The sequence below is a fragment of the Mitsuokella multacida DSM 20544 genome, from assembly GCF_000155955.1.
Taxonomy (GTDB): domain Bacteria; phylum Bacillota; class Negativicutes; order Selenomonadales; family Selenomonadaceae; genus Mitsuokella; species Mitsuokella multacida.
Genome location: NZ_GG697141.2, coordinates 967,157 through 988,681, shown reverse-complemented (window position 1 = coordinate 988,681; position 21,525 = coordinate 967,157). Strand labels below are relative to the sequence as shown.

Annotated in this window: 20 protein-coding genes and 1 pseudogene; 12 read left to right on the top strand and 9 right to left on the bottom strand. The window is 56.6% G+C overall.

The window, feature by feature from the left end; translation table 11 throughout:
- Positions 1 to 21: 21 nt before the first annotated feature.
- Positions 22 to 1,278 carry an RNA-guided endonuclease InsQ/TnpB family protein gene (locus tag MITSMUL_RS04650; RefSeq protein ID WP_040635479.1) on the bottom strand — a complete coding sequence of 419 codons (1,257 nt, stop codon included), beginning with the start codon at positions 1,276 to 1,278 and terminating at the stop codon, positions 22 to 24.
- Positions 1,247 to 1,864 (bottom strand): IS607 family transposase, encoded by a 618-nt coding sequence (locus MITSMUL_RS04645; RefSeq protein WP_005840376.1) that lies wholly within the window; start codon positions 1,862 to 1,864, stop codon positions 1,247 to 1,249. Before MITSMUL_RS04645 ends, MITSMUL_RS04650 begins: the two co-directional genes overlap by 32 nt.
- Positions 1,865 to 2,187: 323 nt before the next feature.
- Here MITSMUL_RS04645 and treR point away from each other — a divergent pair, with 323 nt between their 5' ends.
- Complete coding sequence (gene treR, locus MITSMUL_RS04640; protein WP_040635477.1) at positions 2,188 to 2,922, top strand: trehalose operon repressor; 735 nt, start codon at positions 2,188 to 2,190, stop codon at positions 2,920 to 2,922.
- Between the two features lie 56 nt (positions 2,923 to 2,978).
- Here the strand turns inward: treR and MITSMUL_RS04635 are convergent, their stop codons facing one another.
- Entirely contained in the window at positions 2,979 to 3,515 is a 537-nt protein-coding gene (locus MITSMUL_RS04635; RefSeq protein WP_040635476.1) for a GNAT family N-acetyltransferase, read from the bottom strand.
- Positions 3,516 to 3,632: 117 nt separating this feature from the next.
- Here MITSMUL_RS04635 and MITSMUL_RS04630 point away from each other — a divergent pair, with 117 nt between their 5' ends.
- The 3 genes from MITSMUL_RS04630 to nrdG all read left to right on the top strand — a co-directional run bounded on the left by MITSMUL_RS04630 (position 3,633) and on the right by nrdG (position 6,011).
- On the top strand, positions 3,633 to 4,718 hold the full coding sequence (locus tag MITSMUL_RS04630) for a mechanosensitive ion channel family protein (protein ID WP_005840373.1): 1,086 nt from the start codon (positions 3,633 to 3,635) through the stop codon (positions 4,716 to 4,718).
- Between the two features lie 411 nt (positions 4,719 to 5,129).
- A complete protein-coding gene (gene nrdD, locus MITSMUL_RS04625) occupies positions 5,130 to 5,414 on the top strand; it encodes an anaerobic ribonucleoside-triphosphate reductase (protein ID WP_005840372.1) in 285 nt (94 codons plus the stop codon).
- Positions 5,415 to 5,498: 84 nt separating this feature from the next.
- On the top strand, positions 5,499 to 6,011 hold the full coding sequence (gene nrdG, locus MITSMUL_RS04620; protein ID WP_005840371.1) for an anaerobic ribonucleoside-triphosphate reductase activating protein: 513 nt from the start codon (positions 5,499 to 5,501) through the stop codon (positions 6,009 to 6,011).
- Positions 6,012 to 6,520: 509 nt separating this feature from the next.
- Here nrdG and MITSMUL_RS04615 read toward each other — a convergent pair.
- Both MITSMUL_RS04615 and MITSMUL_RS04610 read right to left on the bottom strand, forming a co-directional pair.
- Positions 6,521 to 6,937 carry a universal stress protein gene (locus MITSMUL_RS04615; RefSeq protein ID WP_005840368.1) on the bottom strand — a complete coding sequence of 139 codons (417 nt, stop codon included), beginning with the start codon at positions 6,935 to 6,937 and terminating at the stop codon, positions 6,521 to 6,523.
- Between the two features lie 12 nt (positions 6,938 to 6,949).
- Entirely contained in the window at positions 6,950 to 7,411 is a 462-nt protein-coding gene (locus MITSMUL_RS04610) for a universal stress protein (RefSeq protein WP_005840366.1), read from the bottom strand.
- 230 nt (positions 7,412 to 7,641) lie between these two features.
- Between MITSMUL_RS04610 and ilvA the strand changes: the two genes are divergently transcribed.
- From ilvA to MITSMUL_RS04575, 7 genes are all read left to right on the top strand, one after another.
- Positions 7,642 to 8,904, top strand: a complete 1,263-nt coding sequence (gene ilvA, locus MITSMUL_RS04605) for a threonine ammonia-lyase (protein WP_040635474.1) — start codon at positions 7,642 to 7,644, stop codon at positions 8,902 to 8,904.
- A 213-nt stretch (positions 8,905 to 9,117) separates the two neighbouring features.
- A complete protein-coding gene (locus MITSMUL_RS04600) occupies positions 9,118 to 10,650 on the top strand; it encodes an L-lactate permease (protein WP_005840362.1) in 1,533 nt (510 codons plus the stop codon).
- Positions 10,651 to 10,760: 110 nt separating this feature from the next.
- Positions 10,761 to 11,675 carry an N-acetylmuramic acid 6-phosphate etherase gene (murQ, locus tag MITSMUL_RS04595; protein ID WP_005840360.1) on the top strand — a complete coding sequence of 305 codons (915 nt, stop codon included), beginning with the start codon at positions 10,761 to 10,763 and terminating at the stop codon, positions 11,673 to 11,675.
- A complete protein-coding gene (locus MITSMUL_RS04590) occupies positions 11,672 to 13,156 on the top strand; it encodes a PTS transporter subunit EIIC (protein ID WP_005840358.1) in 1,485 nt (494 codons plus the stop codon). The genes murQ and MITSMUL_RS04590 overlap by 4 nt, the downstream gene beginning before the upstream one ends.
- Before the next feature lie 39 nt (positions 13,157 to 13,195).
- Positions 13,196 to 14,329 (top strand): DUF871 domain-containing protein, encoded by a 1,134-nt coding sequence (locus MITSMUL_RS04585; RefSeq protein ID WP_005840356.1) that lies wholly within the window; start codon positions 13,196 to 13,198, stop codon positions 14,327 to 14,329.
- Positions 14,330 to 14,462: 133 nt separating this feature from the next.
- Positions 14,463 to 14,843 (top strand): ArsR/SmtB family transcription factor, encoded by a 381-nt coding sequence (locus tag MITSMUL_RS04580; RefSeq protein WP_005840355.1) that lies wholly within the window; start codon positions 14,463 to 14,465, stop codon positions 14,841 to 14,843.
- A 46-nt stretch (positions 14,844 to 14,889) separates the two neighbouring features.
- A complete protein-coding gene (locus tag MITSMUL_RS04575) occupies positions 14,890 to 15,654 on the top strand; it encodes a C40 family peptidase (protein ID WP_005840353.1) in 765 nt (254 codons plus the stop codon).
- Between the two features lie 81 nt (positions 15,655 to 15,735).
- On the opposite strand, the gene MITSMUL_RS12090 is transcribed toward MITSMUL_RS04575, so the two are convergent.
- Positions 15,736 to 19,197, bottom strand: a complete 3,462-nt coding sequence (locus MITSMUL_RS12090; protein WP_005840351.1) for a YadA-like family protein — start codon at positions 19,195 to 19,197, stop codon at positions 15,736 to 15,738.
- A gap of 43 nt (positions 19,198 to 19,240) precedes the next feature.
- On the opposite strand from MITSMUL_RS12090, the gene MITSMUL_RS13065 reads away from it, so the two are divergent.
- Entirely contained in the window at positions 19,241 to 19,504 is a 264-nt protein-coding gene (locus MITSMUL_RS13065) for a hypothetical protein (RefSeq protein ID WP_244944626.1), read from the top strand.
- Between the two features lie 545 nt (positions 19,505 to 20,049).
- Here MITSMUL_RS13065 and MITSMUL_RS13170 read toward each other — a convergent pair.
- From MITSMUL_RS13170 to MITSMUL_RS13110, 3 genes and pseudogenes are all read right to left on the bottom strand, one after another.
- Positions 20,050 to 20,172 (bottom strand): annotated as a pseudogene (locus MITSMUL_RS13170) (ESPR domain-containing protein); the annotation flags it as partial.
- A gap of 203 nt (positions 20,173 to 20,375) precedes the next feature.
- Positions 20,376 to 20,942 carry a pyridoxal 5'-phosphate synthase glutaminase subunit PdxT gene (pdxT, locus tag MITSMUL_RS04565; protein ID WP_005840349.1) on the bottom strand — a complete coding sequence of 189 codons (567 nt, stop codon included), beginning with the start codon at positions 20,940 to 20,942 and terminating at the stop codon, positions 20,376 to 20,378.
- 1 nt (position 20,943) lies between these two features.
- On the bottom strand, positions 20,944 to 21,366 hold the full coding sequence (locus MITSMUL_RS13110; RefSeq protein ID WP_005840347.1) for a beta/alpha barrel domain-containing protein: 423 nt from the start codon (positions 21,364 to 21,366) through the stop codon (positions 20,944 to 20,946).
- Positions 21,367 to 21,525 lie beyond the last annotated feature (159 nt).

Sequence of the window (21,525 nt, the reverse complement as noted above, 5' to 3'; positions counted from 1 at the left end):
CGCTGTTCACTCTTTCTCGCATCAAGCGCAGCCGGAGCCGCAACGAGCGCTCATCGAAAGGGCTACTACAGCGGGGCGTAACGCTACACCCTCTATCCCGTCTGCATTCACATTCGGGAATACTTTTCGCATGATCTGGTAGGCGCCATTGACGTCGGCATTGATTTTCCGGCCATCGTTTGCTTGGAACAGGCCACGATAAACACGGCGTGATTTGTCATAGCGATCCTTGGTTGGAGCCTCGCCATCCAAGAATGAAGTGCCACTCGTGTAGCTTTCTTCCGTCAGCACGACCTTCATGCCGATTGATTCGGCCTTGTACTGGAGCATCTGGAGGAAGCGGGCGAAAGGCAGCTGCACGAAACTCTGGTTGACCCTGCGGCCAAGATTTGCTTTCTGTTTCCAGCCCTTATTCTTGCCGACGACCAGTACCGACACATCCTGCTCCGCGCACAAGTCAATGACCTTGCGACTTGCTTTGTGCAGATAATCCTCGACCTTGCGGTTCCGCTTCGCTGTGAGCCGCGCGATTCGCTTGGATGAATGGCGTCCATTCATCAGCTCACAGATGCTCCTGCGCTTAGCCATCTGCTTGTTGTAGTATTGGTTGACTGACTTGAGCGGCGTCCCCTTGAGCAGGACAGGTCGTTCGCCTGTGTTCCAGGCCAGTGCCGCGAGATTGTCGACGCCGATATCGATGGCGGCATACTTTCCATTGTCGGCTTTCTCCTCGACTTCCGGCAACTCATAGACGAGCTCCAGATCAATCTCACCACCATGCGGGATGATGCGTGCTTGATTGAACACAGCATCTGGTTGACTGGCGAAGATGGCCTTTACCGTGAACCCTTGAAAGACTCTTGGAAAACGGATGACTCCGTCCTTGAGCTTGCAGTTCTGATTCGTCAACACCAGCGGGAAATAGCCATTCTTCGGCTTGTACTTCGGCAGTTTTGGCCGTCCCTTGTACTTCTCGGGATGTGCTTTCCAGTCCTTGATGGCTGCGAAGAACGAAGCCCAGTTCTTATCCAGCAGTCGGAGAGTCTGCTGCGCTGTCTGCGCCGTCGGCATCTCCCGATAGTCGGGGTACTCTGCGTCAGCCTTCAGCAAACGGTCGACTTCGCCGTAGCGCAGCCATTTGCCATCTTCAATGAATGTTTGACGAATCAGGTAGTTGCCGTGGTTGTACAGGTTCTTGGAACGATGACAGAATTCGCGCAGCATGGTGTAGAACGGTGAAGAAGGTTTAAGTCGGTGGTGTTCCACTCGTTTCATCATCCTCTATCGCCTCCTTGATCTTCCGCAGTCTCCTGCGGCTTTCATACAACTTCATGGAGTAGCAATGCAACAGGCTTACGGTATCCTCGAATACTTCCTGCGAGTCAAGTTTTTCGGACCCGACTTCGCTCATGACGACAATCTCACAGTTGTACTTCTGGAACAGATAGTAGAATAAGTCATAGCCGACACGTGCAAGCCTGTCCTTATAGGTCACGACCACACGCTCGACGCGCCCGGCAAGGACATCGTCCAACAGGTCAAAAAAGCCCTTCCGCTTCTCGAAGCTGATACCACTGGCGATATCCGAGAATACGCCGTTGATGGTGTAGCCGTTTGCAAAGCAGAACTGCTTGAGCAACTGAATCTGGTTCTTGAGGTCAGGTTTCTGCTTGGGCGTAGCGACGCGGGCATAGATGTAAGTCTTACGCTTCACATCCTTGTTGAGGAACTTGTAGACATCTTCCTCATTGTAGTCATAGTGGCCATTGGGCATAACGTGGACACGAATAATCCCTGTCTTGACGTATTTCGTGAGCGTTGGCCTAGAAACCTGCAAGACACGAAGAACATCTTTAGCAAACATATGGGGCTCACCTCCCTTCTATAGATAATTATAACATATTTTAATATAATTATCTATAGATTTGGTATGATTGATTTTATATCTTTACTATATCTTTCCCTGTCCTTCTCTCATTCAACTTGTCTGTGACTTGTTTAAACATTCATCTCGCGCCCTTATTATGCTATTCTTGTTTAAACAAGTCAATACGTTTCCGCCAATTTCTTTTTCTTTTTTATCGTTTTTTCTTGCACATCCTGCGAAAGATTTGCAATATGACTGCCCTGCATCCTATAATAAAGAAAACATACTTCAGTAACAAAAATGATCAAGGAAGGAATTTCATGCCAAAAGCAAAATTCAACGATATCTACAAAGACCTCAAGAAGAAGATTGAAGCGCATGCTTACCCCTATCAGAGCCTGCTGCCGTCGGAGCACGAGCTGACGGAAGTCTACGACTGCTCGCGCAATACCGTGCGGCGTGCATTGCGCGGGCTCATAGAACGCGGTTACGCACAGGCCATCCAGGGCAAGGGTGTACGCGTGCTCTACCAGACGCCGGAGCAGAGCACCTTCCGCATCGGCGGCATCGAGACGTTCCAGGAGTCCGCCGCACGCAACCACCTCAACGCCGAGACGCGCGTCATCCACTTCAGCGAGGTCCGCTGCGATGAGGCGCTGAGCGATAAGACGGGCTTTCCCGCCGGCGAGCTGCTCTTTGACATCCGCCGCGTGCGCTACCTCGACGGCAAGCCCTTGATCCTCGACAAGAACCTCTTCCGCACCGACCTCGTGCCCGGCCTCACGCCGGAGATCGCCTCGCATTCCATCTACGCCTACATCGAGGACACACTTGGCATGACGATCGTCACGAGCAAGCGGCGCATGACGGTCGAGCGCGCGACCGAGGAAGACGAGGCCCTGCTCGACCTCGGCAACTACAACTGCCTCGCCGTCATCACGAGCCAGGCCTTCAACGACAACGGCATCCAGCTGGAATACACCGTCTCCCGCCATCATCCGGAGCGCTTCTGCTTCGAGGATACGGCGACGCGGCAGCGCACGACAGCACGATAAGCATAGAAAAGGGAGCCTCCTTCGGGAGGCTCCCTTTTCTATGTCACTCAAAAATCTCAGAGCTCGAGGCCTTTCGCCTTGCGTTCCTGGTACTCGCGGTCGAGGATGCCGAGGATCACGAGGTTCTCGTAGACGCCGTTCGTCAGGATGGTCTCACGGATCAGGCCCTCGCGCTGCATGCCCTCCGACTCGTAGAGGTGAAGTGCGCGCGCATTGTAGTCCTTGCAGTCGAGCCAGGCGCGGTGGAACTTGAGGTCGTCGAAGCCCCATGCCTTTAAGAGCTTCATCGCCTCGTGGCCGTAGCCCATGCCCTTCTTCGCGATGATGATATGCGTCCACTCGAGCTCTTTGGCTGGCGTCGTCAGCCCGTTGATCAGCAGGTAGCCGACCGGCTCCTTCGTCTCGATTTCCTCGACGATGACATCCATCGACGCCTTGCCTTCCTCGATGATCTTCGTGTGGACATCACGATCGAACGGCACGATGAACTTGAGGTTCTCGGGATCGTACTCGAGCTTCATGATGAAGTCGAGGTCCGCCATCGTCGCCTTGCGAAGCTGCAGGCGCTTGCCTATATGCAGGATTTCTGCCATAAAAAACACTCCTTTTCGCTGTGTGTTCATTTTTCCTTTTCCCTACCTGTTTCTTATAGTATAATGAATATACTTTGGACTTCAAGGCTTTTTTTCACGCCAACATCTGCTCGTTCCATGAAAAAGGAGGTTATTTTCTTGCATTACGATTGGCTGGCCTGGATTGACTGGACACATCTGATGGAGATGCTCTTCGTCCCCATCTGCATCCTCGTGGCATCTCTGACGATCGGCATCATGCTCAATAAGCTCATCAACCGCCGCATCGAGAATCACCTGAACATCGATGAAGATTCCTGGTTCTACATCTTCATCAACGCACTGCGCGGCGTGCCGGTCTCGCTGTGCCTCGTCGTCGGTCTCTACTGGATCGTCAACACGAACACGATCAACATCATCGAGCCGCTGACGCGCCTGTTCTCCTACATCCTCTTCACCGTCATTATCCTCTCGATCACGCGCGTCGCCGCCCGCACGATCAACGGCTTCGTGACGCTGCGCATCGAGCGCACGCAGGAGAAGCTGCCGAAGACGACGCTGCTCAACACAATCCTCAACGTCATCATCTACGCGATGGGCGTGCTCGTCGTGCTGCAGTACTACGGCATCTCAATCGCGCCGATCCTCACTGCCATGGGTGTCGGTGGTATGGCCGTCGCCCTCGCGCTGCAGGAGACGCTCGCAAACATCTTCTCAGGCCTCCACCTGATCATCTCCAAACAGCTGCGCCTCGACGACTACATCAAGCTCAACACGGGTGAAGAGGGCCGCGTCACGGACATCACCTGGCGCTTCACGACGATCGTACCGGCCGGCGGCGGCAACATGATCGTCATCCCAAACCAGAAGATTGCCTCGTCGAACATCACGAACTACAGCATGCCGCACAAGGACATCGTCATCAGCATCCCGGTCGGCGTCGCTTACGACAGCGACCTCGACAAGGTCGAGCGCGTGACGCTCGAGGTCGCCCGCGAGGTCATGAGCCGCATCGACAAAGACGTCAAGATGGAACCAGCCGTGCGCTTCCACACCTTCGGCGAATCGAGCATCGACTTCAACGTCGTGCTGCACTCGAGCTACTTCGAGCATCAATTCCTGCTCAAGCACGAATTCATCAAGGCACTGACGCGCCGCTACCGCGAGGAAGGCATCGAGATTCCGTATCCGACGCGCACCGTCCTGCAGCCGGAAGAATCCTGATTCTATCGCCACAAGATACGGGGTTGTGGATAAGTCAGCCCCTATATCTTGTTCCTTGTTATCCACAGAAAGCCTGAGACTTATCCCTCGCTTTCTGTGGATAAGTTTATTATGGAGAATCTTTATTCATTCGCTTTCGCTATCGCTGCGATGCACGCCTTGAACCAAGCGACTGCATGGGGTCTCCCACTTTTGTCAATATGAATATATATTTGTTGAAAGCATGAAAACTCATTTTCCCTTGTGGATAAGTGAAACTGTCAGAAAACTATATATTGTGGGTACCTTGACTCGTCAGCAATACATATTGTATAATTGACGCAAGTCCTCGAGATAAGCCCTATCTCAAAGGATGCTTAAACATACAGATTGCAAGATTGATTCAATACAGAGAAGGATTGGTGACCCCAGATGGTAGTAAACGGCATTGATGTAACGGTAAATGGACTCAACGACGTATCGGAGCAGGAGATCGTCAATTACATTGACTATGTCCAGACTCAGACGAAGGAAAAAGTCAACAGCCTGAAGCTCTCCGCCACGAAGGACGGCCAGGTCGACATCCGCTACGAGCTCCAGCCGCAGAAATTCGAGCGCATCCGCCGCATCACGGGCTACCTCGTCGGCACCATCGACCGCTGGAATGACGCAAAGCGCGCCGAAGAGCACGACCGCGTCAAGCACGGCCTGCATTGATTGATGCAAGGAAGAAGCCGCTGCCACTCCCCCCGGCAGCGGCTTTTCTATTGGGAAGAATGGATTGGGAAAGGACGATTTGACATGTCACTAGATGATACGCTGCGCGTCGCTGGCCTCGTCGAGGACTCGATTGTCGACGGCGACGGCTTCCGCTTCACGATCTTCGTGCAGGGCTGCAAGCGCCGCTGCCCGAACTGCCAGAACCCGGAGACACAGCCGCTCGAGGGCGGCCACGAGGAGACGCTCGCAGCACTCCTGCAGAAGATTCGCCAGAACCCGCTGCTCACGGGCGTGACCTTCAGCGGCGGCGAACCCTTCCTGCAGTGCGCACCGCTTGCAAAGCTCGCCAAGGAGATCCACGCCATGGGCCTCGACATCTGGAGCTACTCCGGCTACACGCTCGAAGAACTCCGCGCGCGCCACGACGAAGCCACCGACGCCCTGCTCGCCGAAGTCGACGTGCTCGTCGACGGCGCCTACATCGAAGAACTGCGCGACCTCACCCTCCACTTCCGCGGCTCCTCCAACCAGCGCGTCATCGACATGAACGCCACGCGCAAGCAGGGAAAAGTCGTATTGCTATATGAAGACTGATTTCTCTAATTCGTAGAAGCGAGGCGTCATCTGGGGGTATCCAACGTTCCGCGCAGCAGGCTGAAGCTCCACTTATGGATACCCCCAGATGACTTCACGCCCAGCAGCTCACACAAAACCTCCAACCTCGCAACTGCATTAAGTACCCGCATACCACGCAAAAATGCCAGATACCTGGAATCTCTCTCCAGATATCTGGCATTCTTTATCGATTGTGAACAGTCTATGCTACGAAAGCAGGGGAAGGGCTGGCCATAAGCGGAGCTTTGACCAGCTGCGTCAAGAACCTGTTTTTTGCCGACCAGACCCCTTGCCAAAGAGCGTCGTTCAAGCGGAGCGCGTTTAGCTCTTTGGTAAGGATTGATTCCATGGCAAAAAACAGGTTCAGCAGCTGGTCATGCGGAGTGTTGGACAGTCCTTCCCCGTCTTTCGCGCGTATTCTAGAAAAAAGCCGACCATAGATGTCTATGGTCGGCGGCTCGCTTCCACGAACAGAAACAATTCTTATCTCATTTCACCACAAGCACTGGGCACTTCGACTGCTCTACGATGTACTGGCTGACACTGCCGAGCAGCACGCCCTTGACGACGCCGAGGCCGCGGCTGCCCATGACGATGAGGTCCATGTCATTGCTCGTCGCGAAGTCCAGGATGACGACGGCTGGCGAGCCCGTCTCCGAGAATGCTTCCTTCTCGATGCCCGACGGGACCATCTCCATCGCGCGATCGAGCACGACGTTGCCGGCTTTCGTCACGGCCTCAAGGATGGCATCCGACAGGCAGGCGTTGATGGCGAGCTGGTTGATGTTCGCGACATAGAGGAAGTTGAGCTTCGCCTCGCATGCCTCTGCAATGGAAATGGCTTCCGTTACGGCGCGGTCCGAACCTTCCGAACCATCGACTGGCACCAGGATATTCTTCATCATAGTATTACCCCCTTAGCATGATATCCGTTCTGGATGAGGATTTTCTTTAACCACGGTCACCGGACACTTCGCCTCCCAGAGGACCTGCGTGCTGACGCTCCCGAGCAGTGCCGCATGCAGCGCGTCGAAACGGCGGCTGCCGACGACGATGAGGCCGCTCTGCCGCTCTTCGGCAAAGTCCAGGATCGTCTGCGCCGGGCTGCCGGTGCGATGGTGCGCTTCATAGATGACTGCGTCCGGGATGAGCCGCTTTGCCCTCTCCAGGATCTTCTCGGCTTCGGGCCCGATGGGACCTGCCACACTTTCCGGCAGCCACGATACCTCGTCCGCATCCGTACTGCTATCGAAATACGACACATGCAGGATGTCGACAGAGGCACCCGTCGCATCAGCCAGAATGGCGGCAAAACGCACGGCTTGGTCGGAAGCTCCAGATCCGTCAACCGGAACCAGGATACGAGCCAACCTTTCCATACAAGAATCCCTCCCGTAGTATTTCTTTCATGGTGTATAATTCGCGAACACATGGGCAAATTCCTCTAAATTCTCCAAAAACTTCTCGCGCTTTTCCAAGAAATTTCATTCTCCCCTGCCACGCCTCTCTCCGAACAGGCATATGTAAAGTTGTAATTGACTTTTGCGCAGCTGAGGTGATAAACTGGATAAAATACGGGAAGTATCGCAAAAAGAAGGGAGATCTAACTATGCCTGAAGATAAGAAAGTGACGGAGCGTTCCGAACGTTCCAATGCGGAGATCGTGGAGAGCACGACGATTGCCGACGTCTATCGCGCTGCCAAGCAGCTCGAGGGTGTAGCCCGCAAGACGCGGCTCATCCACAGTGACTTCTTCTCGGAGCAATACCACAACGATGTCTACCTCAAGCCGGAAAATCTTCAGCATACGGGTGCCTTCAAGCTCCGCGGTGCCTACAACAAGATCAGCCAGCTCACGCCGGAGGAGCGCGCGAAGGGCGTCATCACGGCTTCGGCCGGCAACCACGCGCAGGGCGTGGCCTATGCAGCGCAGAAGCTCGGCGTCAAGGCCGTCATCTGCATGCCGGCGACGACGCCGATCCTCAAGGTCGAGGGCACGCGCGCACTCGGCGCGGAAGTCGTGCTGCATGGTGACGGCTTCGATGATGCCTACGCGCACAGCCTCGAACTCCAGAAGAAATACGGCTATGTCTACATCCATCCGTTCAACGACCTGCAGGTCCTGCTCGGCCAGGGCACGACGGCGCTCGAGATCATCGACGCGCTCAAGGACGTCGACGCGATTCTCTGCCCGATCGGCGGCGGCGGTTTCGCATCGGGCGTTGCGCTCGCGACGAAGCTCGTCAATCCGAACGTCAAGGTCATCGGCGTCGAGCCGGAGAACGCGGCCTGCATGAAGGCGGCGCTCGAGGCCGATAAGGTCGTGACGCTCGCCTCGGCCGACACGGTCGCCGACGGTTGCGCCGTCAAGACGGCCGGCACGCTGACTTTCGAGTTCTGCAAGAAATACCTCGATGACATCATCACGGTCTCGGAGATCGACATCATGAACGCGCTGCTCTCTCTGATTGAGAAGCACAAGCTCGTCGCGGAAGGCGCCGGCGTCCTCTCGCTCGCCGCGCTCGCAAAGCTCCCCTTCCAGGGCAAGAAGGTCGTCTCCATCATCTCGGGCGGCAACATCGACATCTCGACCATCTCGGCGCTCATCGACAAGGCCCTGATTGCGCGCGGCCGCGTCTTCTGCTTCGCCGTCCAGCTGCCGGACAAGCCGGGCCAGCTGCTCAACGTCTCGCGCATCCTTGCCGAAGAGAATGCCAATGTCATCAAGCTCGACCACGACCAGACGAAGGTCACCGACAGCTTCAAGAAGGTCGTGCTGACCGTCACGGTCGAGACGCACAACGAGCAGCACATCCAGAAGATCATCAAGGCGCTCAACGCCAACGGCTACGAAATCCAGAAAATCTACTGAGCCAGTGAGCCAGATACGCAAGCAAAGCCCCTCTTCGGAGGGGTTTTGCTTTGCATATTTGCTCATCTGAAAATTCTCATTCTTAAAAAGATAAAACCTTTATTTTCACCATTGACTTTCGGGGAAAGCTGTCGATATAATGAGTTATCCATTCATCTCTTTTTCAGATGAAATCGATCGGTTTAAACGATAAGCTTAGAAAGGAAGGACCTAATGTTTCTCATCGCGCTCTCTCCAATCCTATGGCTCATCATCGCGCTGAGTGTGCTCAAGATAGCAGCCTACAAGGCCTGCCCGATTGCACTCGTCATCGCCCTGGCAGCCGGCATCTTTGTCAATGACATGACGATTCCCCATGCAGTCGAAGCGACGCTCGAAGGCGTTGCACTCGCCTGCTGGCCGATCCTGCTCGTCATCATCGCGGCCATCTTCACCTACAACCTGACCCTTCAGACGAAGGCGATGGACACGATCAAGAAGATGCTGACCTCCGTCAGCAATGACCGCCGCGTGCTGATCCTGCTGATTGGCTGGGGGTTCGGTGGCTTCCTCGAGGGCATGGCCGGCTTCGGCACGGCCATCGCGATCCCGGCCGGCATGCTCGCCGGCATCGGCATCAATCCGGTGCTCGCGGCAATGGTCTGCCTCATCGCGAATTCGGTCCCGACTGCCTATGGCTCCATCGGCATCCCGATCGTCACGCTCGGCAATGTCACGGGCATCGACCCGATACAGCTCGCGACCTACACGGCCCTGCAGCTCGCACCGCTGACGATCCTCTGCCCGTTCCTCATGGTCATCGTCGCGAGCCACGGCCTCAAAGGCCTCAAGGGCATGATGCTCATGTGCCTGATGGCTGGCGTCGGCTTTTCCGCCGTAGAGATGGCCATCGCCATGTTCATGGGTCCGGAACTCGCCGTCGTCGGCGGTTCCATCACCGCAATGGCCGCCGTCATCGGCTGCGCCAAGCTCTTCCCGGTCAATGACCCGGAATATTCCCTGCCGCCGCATGACGACGAAGCGCCCATCACGGCAGGCACGGCCATCCGCGCTTGGATGCCGTTCATCCTCATCTTTGTCTTCCTGCTCATGACGTCGAAGCTCATCCCGGCCATCCACGACCCGCTAAACCTCATCAAGACGAGCGTGCTGATCTACGACGGCCCTGGCGGCGAGCCCTACACCTTCACGTGGCTCGCGACGCCAGGCGTCCTCATTCTGCTCGCTGCCTACATCGGCGGCGCCATCCAGGGCGCTGGCTTCGGCAGCATGACAGGCTGCCTGCGCCGCACGGTCTGGAACCTGCGCTTCACGATCATCACGATCATCACGGTCATCGCCACGGCCAAGGTCATGGGCTATGCGGGCATGACGCACGCGATTGCGGATACGGCCGTCGCCGCGACGGGTACGATGTATCCGTTCATCGCCGCCTTCATCGGCTCGATTGGTACGTTCATCACGGGCTCCGCTACCTCGTCCTGCGTCCTCTTCGGCAAGCTGCAGACCGACTCCGCCATGGCCATCGGCGCGAGCGAGAGCGTGCAGGCCTGGATTGCCGCCTCGAATCCGCTGGGTGCCTGCGCCGGCAAGATGATCTCCCCGCAGAACATCGCGATTGCCGTCGCCGCCATCGGCACGGTCGGCTGCGAGGGCAAGCTCCTGCACTTCGCCGTCAAGGTCTACATCCCGTTCGTCATCATCATGGGATGCATCGTCTACTTCGGCCAGTCCCTCGTCGGATGAGCCACACCAGACAGGCAAAGCCTTCCCCATCCGGGGAAGGCTTTTTTCGCGTCTTGTGGTATACTATAATTATTGTGTTTGACTATAAATAGAAAAGGAGATTTCCTTTCATGGATTTAGCAAAACTCACGACGGAGCGCCGCAATCCGGCCTCCGCTCATATCGACAGCTGCTCGACGCTTGAAATGGTCACGATCATGCAGCAGGAGGACAGCAAGATTGCCGCCGCCATCGAGAAGATCCTGCCAGAGATTGCCCGGGCCATCGACGAGACGAGCCAGCGACTCAAGCGCGGCGGCCGCCTCTTCTACCTCGGCGCGGGCACTTCGGGCCGCCTCGGTATCCTCGACGCTTCAGAATGCCCGCCGACGTACGGCACGGCCCCCGAGCTCGTGCAGGGGCTCATCGCGGGCGGCACCCCCGCCATCTTCCGCGCACAGGAAGGCGCAGAGGATAACCCAGACCTCGCCGTCCAAGACCTCAAGGAGCACGGCTTCACCGAGAAGGACGTCCTCGTCGGCATCGCGGCCTCAGGCCGCACGCCCTACGTGATTGGGGGGCTCAACTACGCTAAGGCGCTCGGCGCGCTGACGATTGCGCTGTCTTGCAGCGAACACTCCAAGATTGCCGCGCTCGCCGACATCGCGCTGACGCCCGTCACGGGGCCGGAAATCGTCACGGGATCGACGCGCATGAAGGCGGGCACGGCACAGAAGCTCGTGCTCAACATGCTCTCGACGGGCACGATGATCAAGCTCGGCAAGGTCTACGGCAACCTCATGGTCGACGTCAAGGCCAGCAACAAGAAGCTCGAGGAGCGCGCCATCCGCATCGTCATGGAAGGCAGCGGCTGTGCGCGCAGCGAGGCTGAGACTGCCCTGCAGGAAGCCGGCGGCCATGCCAAGCTCGCCATTCTCATGGTGGTGGCGGGCGTCTCTGCCGACGAGGGGCAGCGGTTGCTCGATTGCACAGCTGGACACCTTGCAGCCGCTATCCGCCAGGCCGCAGGAGGGACGCAAGCATGAACTACACGGACATCGCCCGCCAGGTCTTCGCCCTGACGGGCCCGGCCGACAATATCGAGTCGGCCACGCACTGCATGACGCGTCTGCGTCTCGTACTGCACGACAAGAAACCTGAACAGATTGAAGCGCTCAAGAAAATCGAAGGCGTGCTCGGCGTCTACGACGCGGGCGAAGAGCTCCAGATCATCTTCGGCCCGGGCCGCGTCGACCGCGTGACCGAGGCCTTCCTCCAAGAGCTCGAGGCGGTGCGCTCCAGCGCTTCTCCAGCATCGTCATCATCCGACGGTCCGACTGTCGGCAAAGTCGGACTGTCGGACGGCGCACAGTCAGTCGGACGGTCTGCTGCAGCTGAACCGACCGCACCGGTCGAGTCGGCGGCCCAGGCGGCCGCCAAGGCGGAAATCGGCGATGGCAAGGCCCTGCACGCGAAGATCCGCGCGAAGAACGCGACGCCTATCAAGCTGCTCTTCAAGCGCATCGCGAGCATCTTCATCCCGCTGATCCCCGCCTTCATCGCCTGCGGCCTCATCAGCGGCACCCTCAACGTCGTCAGCAAGGTCGACCCGGCATTTGCCCAGACGGCCGTCTATCAGCTGCTCGCCATCGGCGGCAGCACCGTCTTCTGGGGCATGAACCTCTTCGTCGGCTACAACGCGGCCAAGGAGTTCGGCGGCACGCCGATCCTCGGCGGCATCCTCGGCGCCCTGCTCGCCCATCCGGGACTCGCCTCCGTCGAGCTCGCGGACGGACCGCTCGTGCCGGGCCGCGGCGGCGTCATCTCCGTGTTGCTCGTCGCGGCCCTCGCCGCCTTCGTCGAGAAGCGCCTGCGCCGCATCATCCCCGAGATGTTCAGCCTGTTCCTGACGCCGCTCTTCACCTTCCTGATTGCCGGCACGATTGCCATCTGCGTGCTGCAGCCGCTCGGCGGCTTCCTGTCCGACTGCATCGGCACGGCGGCCACGAGCGCGATTGGCTCGGGTGGCGCCATCACGGGCTTCATCCTCGGCAGCACCTTCCTGCCGATGGTCATGCTCGGCATCCACCAGACGCTCACGCCGATCCACGCGGAGCTCCTCGCGCGCTACGGCGTCACGATTCTCCTGCCCGTACTCGCCATGGCGGGCGCCGGACAGGTCGGCGCGAGCTTTGCCGTCTACTGCAAGACGAAGAACCGCTTCCTCAAGAAGACGATTGCCTCCGCGCTGCCCGTCGGCATCATGGGCGTCGGCGAGCCGCTGATCTACGGCGTCACCCTGCCGCTCGGCAAGCCCTTCATCGGCGCCTGCATCGGTGGTGCCTGCGGCGGCGCTGTACAGGCGCAGTTCATGGTCGGCGCCGCCACGCTCGGCATCTCCGGCCTGCCGCTTGCCGCAGCGACCGACCAGATTCCCGTCTACCTCCTCGGCCTCGTCACGGCCTACATCGGCGGCTTCATCGCGACGTGGCTCATCGGCTTCGACGACCCGCCCGAGGAATCATGACGAGCGAACAAAACGCAGAAAGCAGAAAGGAAGTTTTACATGGAAAACGGAATCTCGCTTTACCCCGGTCTTGATAACACGCCAGACGAAAACCTGGCACTCTTAGAGAGGGCCGCGCAGGCCGGCATCCGGCGCGTCTTTACCTCCCTGCACATCCCCGAGACGGACGTCGCCGCACTCAAGCAGGAAATCGGCTCGCTCTTGCGGGCAGCCCGCCGCCATCACATGGAGGTCATCTCCGACGTCTCGCCCGCGACGTGCCAGCTGCTCGACCTGCCGGAATTCAACCCGGCCTCTTTCCGCATGCTCGGCATCACGACGCTGCGCCTCGACTACGGCTTCTCCGCCGAAGAGATGGCCCGCCTCACGCACCGCTTCCCCGAGATGCGCTTCCAGCTCAACGCCTCCACGATCACGAACCGCATCCTCAAGGATCTGCAGGATGCGGGCACGGACTTCTCGCACATCGACGCCCTGCACAACTTCTACCCGCGCCGCGGCACGGGCCTCAGTGAGCCCGCCCTCGTCCACGCCAATATCCTGCTGCACCGCTACGGCATCCGCGTCGGCGCCTTTGTCGCGAGCCAGGGCCGCCGGCGCTCGCCGCTTGGCGACGGCCTGCCGACGCTCGAGGAACACCGCGATGAGACAGCTGAGCTCTCCGCCCGCCACCTCGTCGCGCTCGGCTGTGACTCCGTCTTCCTCGCCGACTCCCTGCCGACAGATGAGGAAATCCAGGCCATCGGCCAGCTCCAGGGCGACCAGGTCACCCTGCACGCGCACTACATGACGAAAGACCCCGTCCAGCGTGAACTGCTCGCGCACACCTTCACCTCGCGCCTCGACGAAGCGCGCGACGCCATCCGCGCGCAGGAGAGCCGCCCGCTGCTGCGCGAGATGCACGCGACCATCCACCCTGACAACACGACGACGCACCCGATTGGCGCCATCACCATCGACAACGAAACGTACGGCCGCTACATGGGCGAACTCCAGATCATCCGCATGCCACAGCCGGCCGACCCGCGCACGAACGTCGCCGCTATGGTCGACGAGAGCGAGTGCAACCTGCTTCAGTACATCACGCCGGGAAGAAAATTTTCGTTCCAGTTCGATAGCGAAACTGATAGAACGAGGCAGAAACTATCTTTCATTTCCGAAAGGGAAAGTTAACACCTGAAAACAGCAAGTAAATATATCTCTTGCCTCGTTGAAAGGCCAAGAGGAAGATTTGCCTGTGGCAAATCTGGAACAATGGCCTTATAATATAAATATATATCAAAATGCGAGAGGAAATACGAAACGAATGGAAGATACTAGTAAGAAGGAAGACCGCTGCGCGCTCTGCGAGATCAATCACCCACATCCCGAACGCGTCCAATTTGCGCTGAAGCACAAGCTCGACGATGAGACGAGCCTGCACCTGGCCGACCTCTTCAAAGTGCTCGGCGACAAGACGCGCATCAAGTTGCTCTCCTTGCTCGTCGTCGAGAAGGAGATGTGCGTCTGTGACATCGCCGAAGCCCTGCAGATGGGCCAGTCGGCCATCTCGCACCAGCTGCGAGTCCTGCGCACAGCAAGACTCGTCAAGTACCGCAAGGAAGGCAAGGAAGCCTGGTATTCCCTCGCAGACGACCATGTCGTCAAGCTCATGTGCCAGGGACTCGACCACGTGCGCGAGCTCTGACACACATTATTGTTTCCCCGTCAATGTTCAGAAAGGACCCGATCGTATGCACAGGAGTCATTTTATCAAAGCCGGCCTCGTCGCCGGACTCTTTTCCGTGCTGTTCTCTGCCACGGTCTTCGCCGCACCTGTCCTCAAGCTCAATTCCTCTGGACGCGACGTCATGCTGCTGCAGCAGAAGCTCCAGAACGTCGGCTACACGATAAAGGACATCGACGGCATCTTCGGCGAGGAGACGCAGCGCATCGTCACACAGTTCCAGAAAGACAACAACCTGCGCGCAACCGGCGTCGTCAACAACGCGACTTGGCGCGCGCTCAAGGATACGAAATCCATTCACCACGGCTCCATCAAGGACAAGGAAGCCCTGCTCGAGCGCCTCAAAAAGACAGCGCCGAACTACGGTCCGACCGTGCCCAACAACAAGCCGATCCTCGAGCGCAGCAAGGTCAGCAGCATCATCTCGACGGCCAAGTCTTATATCGGCGTGCCCTACAGCTTCGGCGGCGCGACGCCGAAGGCCTTCGACTGCTCGGGCTACCTGCAGTACGTCTTCGGCAAGAACGGCATCAGCATCCCGCGCCTTGCCGACGACCAGTACCGCCTCGGCCTGTACACGACGAGCAAGAGCCAGCTCGAGCCCGGTGATCTCGTCTTCTTCACGACCTACGAGCCCGGCCCCTCCCACTGCGGCATCTACCTCGGCAACGACCAGTTCATCCACGCTTCCAGCCACGGCGTTCGCATCGACAGCCTGTCCAATGCCTACTGGCAGCCGCGCTACATCGGCGGCAAGCACATCATCAAATAAACCATGCATAGCAAAAAGCCCCGGCGCATCAATTACGCGCCGGGGCTTTTTGGCAACCAATCCACTGCAAAGAGATTGCCATCATTTATTCAACTTGTCCAGGATTGCTTTGAGCTGTTCCTTCATCTCCTGATTCTCCTGCTTGAGCGATTCTATTTCCTTAGACTGTTCATCCAACTGTACCGACTGGTTCTGGATGATTTTCGCCATCTGTCTCTTGCTGAGCATCGGTGCGCCAGAGCCGCCCGGGCCGAACTTGATCGTGATGCCTGCGCTGACGCCAGGGTTGCCATTGCCAATCGATGCACCCAGATTCATCATGCAGTTCTCGTCCGGCTGATAGAAGGCGCCGACTGCAGCTGCATTGGCATTATGATAGTGGCCATAGCCGATGCCGAACTGCAGTTTATCGTCGGAGTCGAACTCCATCGGCTTCAATGCCGCCAGGGCATTGCTGCTCGCCGCAGCACGGCTGATATCATTCCGGAGGCTGCCATAGGCTTGGTTCATGTCCTGATAGATCTGCTGTGTATTGCCATTGACATACGCCACATTGGCGGCCGACGACGGGTCACGAACATCGGTCTTGACGCCAGTAATCACTCGATTCGTCCCTGCGCCAGACACATCGATGACTTTAGCCGAATCGTCTTTGGCAATATTGACGACCTTGCCGTCGGACTTGACCAGGCCGTAATTACCCACACCCTGAAGCGCTTCAAACACCTTGCCGCCCGAAATCAGGCCATGGTCGCCACGAGCGATATTGCCATTCCCTAACTTATCCTGCCAGTTCTTGACGTCGTCTGCCGACAAATTCGCCGCGCTCTTATCCACCTTCTGAGCCATGTCATCCTTCATGATGTCTTTGACCGCAGTCTTGCCGGCATCCGTCAGGTTGCTCAAGCTTGTATCCGCCTTTCCCGCTATATTCGTCGTCAGGCCGCTGACCTTGCCATCGATCTCAGTACGGTTATACGTCTCTGCCTTCGTGTAGACCGTCGATTTGTCGGCTTTCTGCGCCAGGTCATCCTTCATGATGTCTTTGACTGCGGTCTTGCCAGCATCCGTCAGATTGCTCAGGCTCGTATCCGCCTTCCCTGCAATATCCGTCGTCAGGCCACTGACCTTGCCATCAATCTCAGTACGGTTATACGTCTCTGCCTTCGTGTAGACCGTCGATTTGTCGGCTTTCTGCGCCAGGTCATCCTTCATGATGTCTTTGACTGCGGTCTTGCCAGCATCCGTCAGATTGCTCAGGCTCGCATCTGCTTTCCCTGCCAAATCTGTTTTCAGGCCGCTGACCTGACTGTCGACTTCCGTCTTCGTGTACACGCTCGATACATCGGCCTTCTTCGATAGGTCATCTTTCATGATGTCTTTGACTGCGGTCTTACCGGCATCTGTCAGATTGCTCAGATTCGTATCGGCCTTCCCTGCCAGATCCGTTTTCAGGCCGCTGACCTGACCGTCTACTTCCGTCTTCGTATAAACAGTCGACACATCCGCTTTCTTCGACAGGTCTTCCTTCATAATATCTTTGACTGCCGTCTTGCCGGCATCCGTCAGATTGCTCAGGCTCGCATCGGCCTTCCCTGCCAAATCCGTTTTCAGGCCGCTGACCTGACCGTCTACTTCCGTCTTCGTATAAACAGTCGACACATCCGCTTTCTTCGACAGGTCTTCCTTCATAATGTCTTTGACTGCCGTCTTGCCGGCATCCGTCAGATTGCTCAGGCTTGCATCTGCTTTCCCTGTCAAATCTGTTTTCAGGCCGCTGACCTGACTGTCGACTTCCGTCTTCGTGTACACGCTCGATGCATCGGCCTTCTTCGACAGGTCATCTTTCATGATATTTTTGACTGCGGTCTTACCGGCATCTGTCAGATTGCTCAGATTCGTATCAGCCTTCCCTGCAAAGTCTGTTCTCAGGCCGCTGACCTGGCTGTCGACTTCCGTCTTTGTATAGACGCTCGATGCATCAGCCTTCTTCGACAGGTCGTCTTTCATGATATTTTTGACTGCGGTCTTACCGGCATCTGTCAGATTGCTCAGATTCGTATCAGCCTTCCCTGCAAAGTCCGTTCTCAGGCCGCTGACCTGGCTGTCGACTTCCGTCTTTGTATAGACGCTCGATGCATCAGCCTTCTTCGACAGGTCATCTTTCATGATGTCTTTGACTGCGGTCTTACCGGCATCTGTCAGATTGCTCAGATTCGTATCAGCCTTCCCTGCAAAGTCCGTTCTCAGGCCGCTGACCTGGCTGTCGACTTCCGTCTTTGTATAGACGCTCGATGCATCAGCCTTCTTCGACAGGTCGTCTTTCATGATATTTTTGACTGCGGTCTTACCGGCATCTGTCAGATTGCTCAGATTCGTATCAGCCTTCCCTGCAAAGTCCGTTCTCAGGCCGCTGACCTGGCTGTCGACTTCCGTCTTTGTATAGACGCTCGATGCATCAGCCTTCTTCGACAGGTCATCTTTCATGATGTCTTTGACTGCGGTCTTACCGGCATCTGTCAGATTGCTCAGATTCGTATCAGCCTTCCCTGCAAAGTCCGTTCTCAGGCCGCTGACCTGGCTGTCGACTTCCGTCTTTGTATAGACGCTCGATGCATCAGCCTTCTTCGACAGGTCGTCTTTCATGATATTTTTGACTGCGGTCTTACCGGCATCTGTCAGATTGCTCAGATTCGTATCAGCCTTCCCTGCCAAATCCGTTCTCAGGCCGCTGACTTGACTGTCTACTTCCGTCTTCGTATAAACAGTCGACACATCCGCTTTCTTCGACAGATCGTCCTTCATGATGTCTTTGACTGCCGTCCTGCCGGCATCCGTCAGATTGCTCAGGCTCGTATCTGCCTTCTGCTTCATCGCGGTCTGCAAGTCGGATACATTCTTGTTCGTTGTCGTGAGCTGCTTGTTCAGGGTGGTATCGGCATTCTGACGAGCTGTTGTTTCTGCGCTCAATGCTGTGTTGATTGCATCGCCTGTCACTAAGCCCGTATTCCCCTTCTCGATTTTTCCATTGGTAAGAATGGATATCTTCTTGCGCTGCTGGCCAATCATATTAGTCGCTGTCGTATCCGCTTCAACCTTGACATGGTCGCCAGCTACCAGCTCTACCGTCTGTCCGACCGTAGCGACATCATGAGCTGACTGTCCATCTGCAACTTTGACGAGGCGGTTGTAATAGGAAGAAGTATACTTATTCTCTGTAACCGTGGGAGCTTTCGTGTAATCATTCGTCGTGCCATCGGCATTCTTGACGATGTGGCCCTCTGAATCCGTATCCGTGCGTTGCTGCCACGTCACTGTATAGCCCGACACATCATCTGCATCATGGCCAAACGCAATCGTGTCAGACTGGTTTGTCGTGCTCTGATAGCCTACCGCCGTGCCATGTATAGCCGTAACAACAGACGATGGACCGATGGCTACAGCATCAATGGCATCTTTGCCAGTCGAACCACCGATGATGACCGAACCATATCCCTGCGCCACACCCTTCTCGCCACCGAGTGATGTAGCATATTGTTCCATAACAATGTTCTTAGTGCCACCATGAGCTGATGATACCCTTCCCATGGCAATATTGCCATCGCCGCCACTTATCGAAGACCAACCGCCTAAAGCTGTATTGTTACTACCGCCACTTATCGAAGCATCACCTCCTGAAGCTGTATTATTGATACCACCACTTACCGAAGCACCACCTCCTGAAGCTGTATTGTTGCTACCGCCACTTATCGAAGCATCATTTCCTGAAACTGTATTATTACTACCACCACTTACCGAAGCACCACCTCCTGAAGCTGTATTGTTGCTACCACCACTTATTGAGGAGTAAGTTCCAGAAGCTGTATTGTTGCTACCACCACTTATTGAGGAGTAAGTTCCAGAAGCTGTATTGTTGCTACCGCCACTTATCGAAGCATCAATTCCTGAAACTGTATTATTACTACCACCACTTATCGAAGACCAAACTCCTAAAGCTGTATTGTTGCTACCGCCACTTATCGAAGCATCATTTCCTGAAGCTATATTTTGACATCCACCACTTACCGAAGAATACTTTCCTGAGGCCGTATTGATCCTACCACCACTTACCGAAGAACCCTCTTCTGAGGCTGTATTACTAATACCACCGCTTACCGAAGAACCCTTTCCTGAGGCCGTATTACTAGTACCACCGCTTACCGAGGAGTCCTCTCCTGAAGCCGTATTGATAGCTCCGCCACTTACCGAAGCATATTTTTCTGAGGCCTTATTACCTAAACCACCACTTACCGAAGAATCCTCTCCTGAAGCGACATTATTACTTGCCCCAGCTAACACTTTCCCCTCAGCTGCATAAGCGCTACTGCTCATCCCGCCTACGACAAGCACGCCTGCGGCTAAGGCGGCGAAAATCTGCTGTTTGGTGCTATGTGCCTTGCCATGGGCATGGGTGGTCTCGGCTACGGCCACATAGGTATTGCGCACGGCCGACCAGATGACTTTATAGATTCGATTCATAGGAGACATCCTCTCTCTCTAGCTTTTCCCTTAAATAAAAATTGCATTATTCTTGCGATTCGATAAAACTTTACTGAAATTATAGCACAATAATCCCCCCCCACAAGACAAAGTTAACTTTCACATAACAGAATGCCTTTAATAAAAAAGAACGCATCTGACAATCTGTCAAATGCGTTCTTTGGTTTCTGTTCAAAAAGTACTCATATCATGCGCAAGAAGGCCTCATGCAGCCGCGTGTCGTGGCCGACTTCGGGATGGAAGGATAGGGCCAGCTGATTTTTATAGCGCACGGCGGTGATATGTCCTTCCGTCTCGGAGAGGACTTCGACTTCGGGGCTGACCTGCTCGATGTAGGGCGCGCGGATGAAGTTCTGGCGCATCGTGCCGATGTGGCGGACCTTGGCCTCGGCGATGAAGCTGCCAAGCTGGCGGCCGTAGGCGTTGCGGCGCACGGTGACTGGCAGCGTTTCAAAGCACGTGCGCGCGTCGTTGCTCAGGTGCTCGGCCAGCAGGATGAGCCCGGCGCATGTCGCGAGTACGGGCATGCCCTCCCCGATCCACGATCTGATGGGCGAAAACATGCCGCTCTCCATCAGGATCTTGCGCTGGACCGTGCTCTCGCCGCCCGGCAGCACGAGGCCGTCGGGCTTCTCCTCGAGGTCACTTGCCTTGCGCAGTTCATGGCACACGGCGCCGAGCGCGCCGAGCATCGCCTCGTGCTCGGCGAAGGCGCCCTGCACGGCGAGCACGCCGATTCGCTTCGCCATGTCACTTTCCCCTCTCCGCCATCAGAAGCTCAATCTCCTCTTCGTTGATGCTGACCATCGCCTCGCCGAGATCTTCGGAGAGCTCGGCGATGACCTTCGGGGCCTCGTAATTCGTCACGGCCTGCACGATGGCGCGGGCACGCTTGGCTGGATTGCCCGACTTGAAGATGCCCGAGCCGACGAAGACGCCCTCCGCGCCGAGCTGCATCATGAGCGCGGCATCGGCAGGCGTCGCGACACCGCCCGCCGCGCGGATGTCGGCCGGGATGCGCTCGAGCGCCATGACGGCGCAGGCGCCCGCCTCTTCTGCGATCTTTGCCTGCTCCGGCGTCGTGACGTCCATGATGACGCCACCCTTGAGCATCTGGGCGAGCTGCTTGTTGAGTTCATAGCGATTATCGCGATTGTCGAGTTGTTCTGCCATGTCGATTCCTTCCTCTCTTGCTGCACGGGAATGATTACGCTCTCCAGTATACGCTTTCCTGGTTTTATCAAAAGCCTCAATCCACTTTATTTCTGCAGGGTCAAGAATAAGAGTCCGACTGCCATCCGACTTTGCGATCGAAGAAATCTGACCTATCGG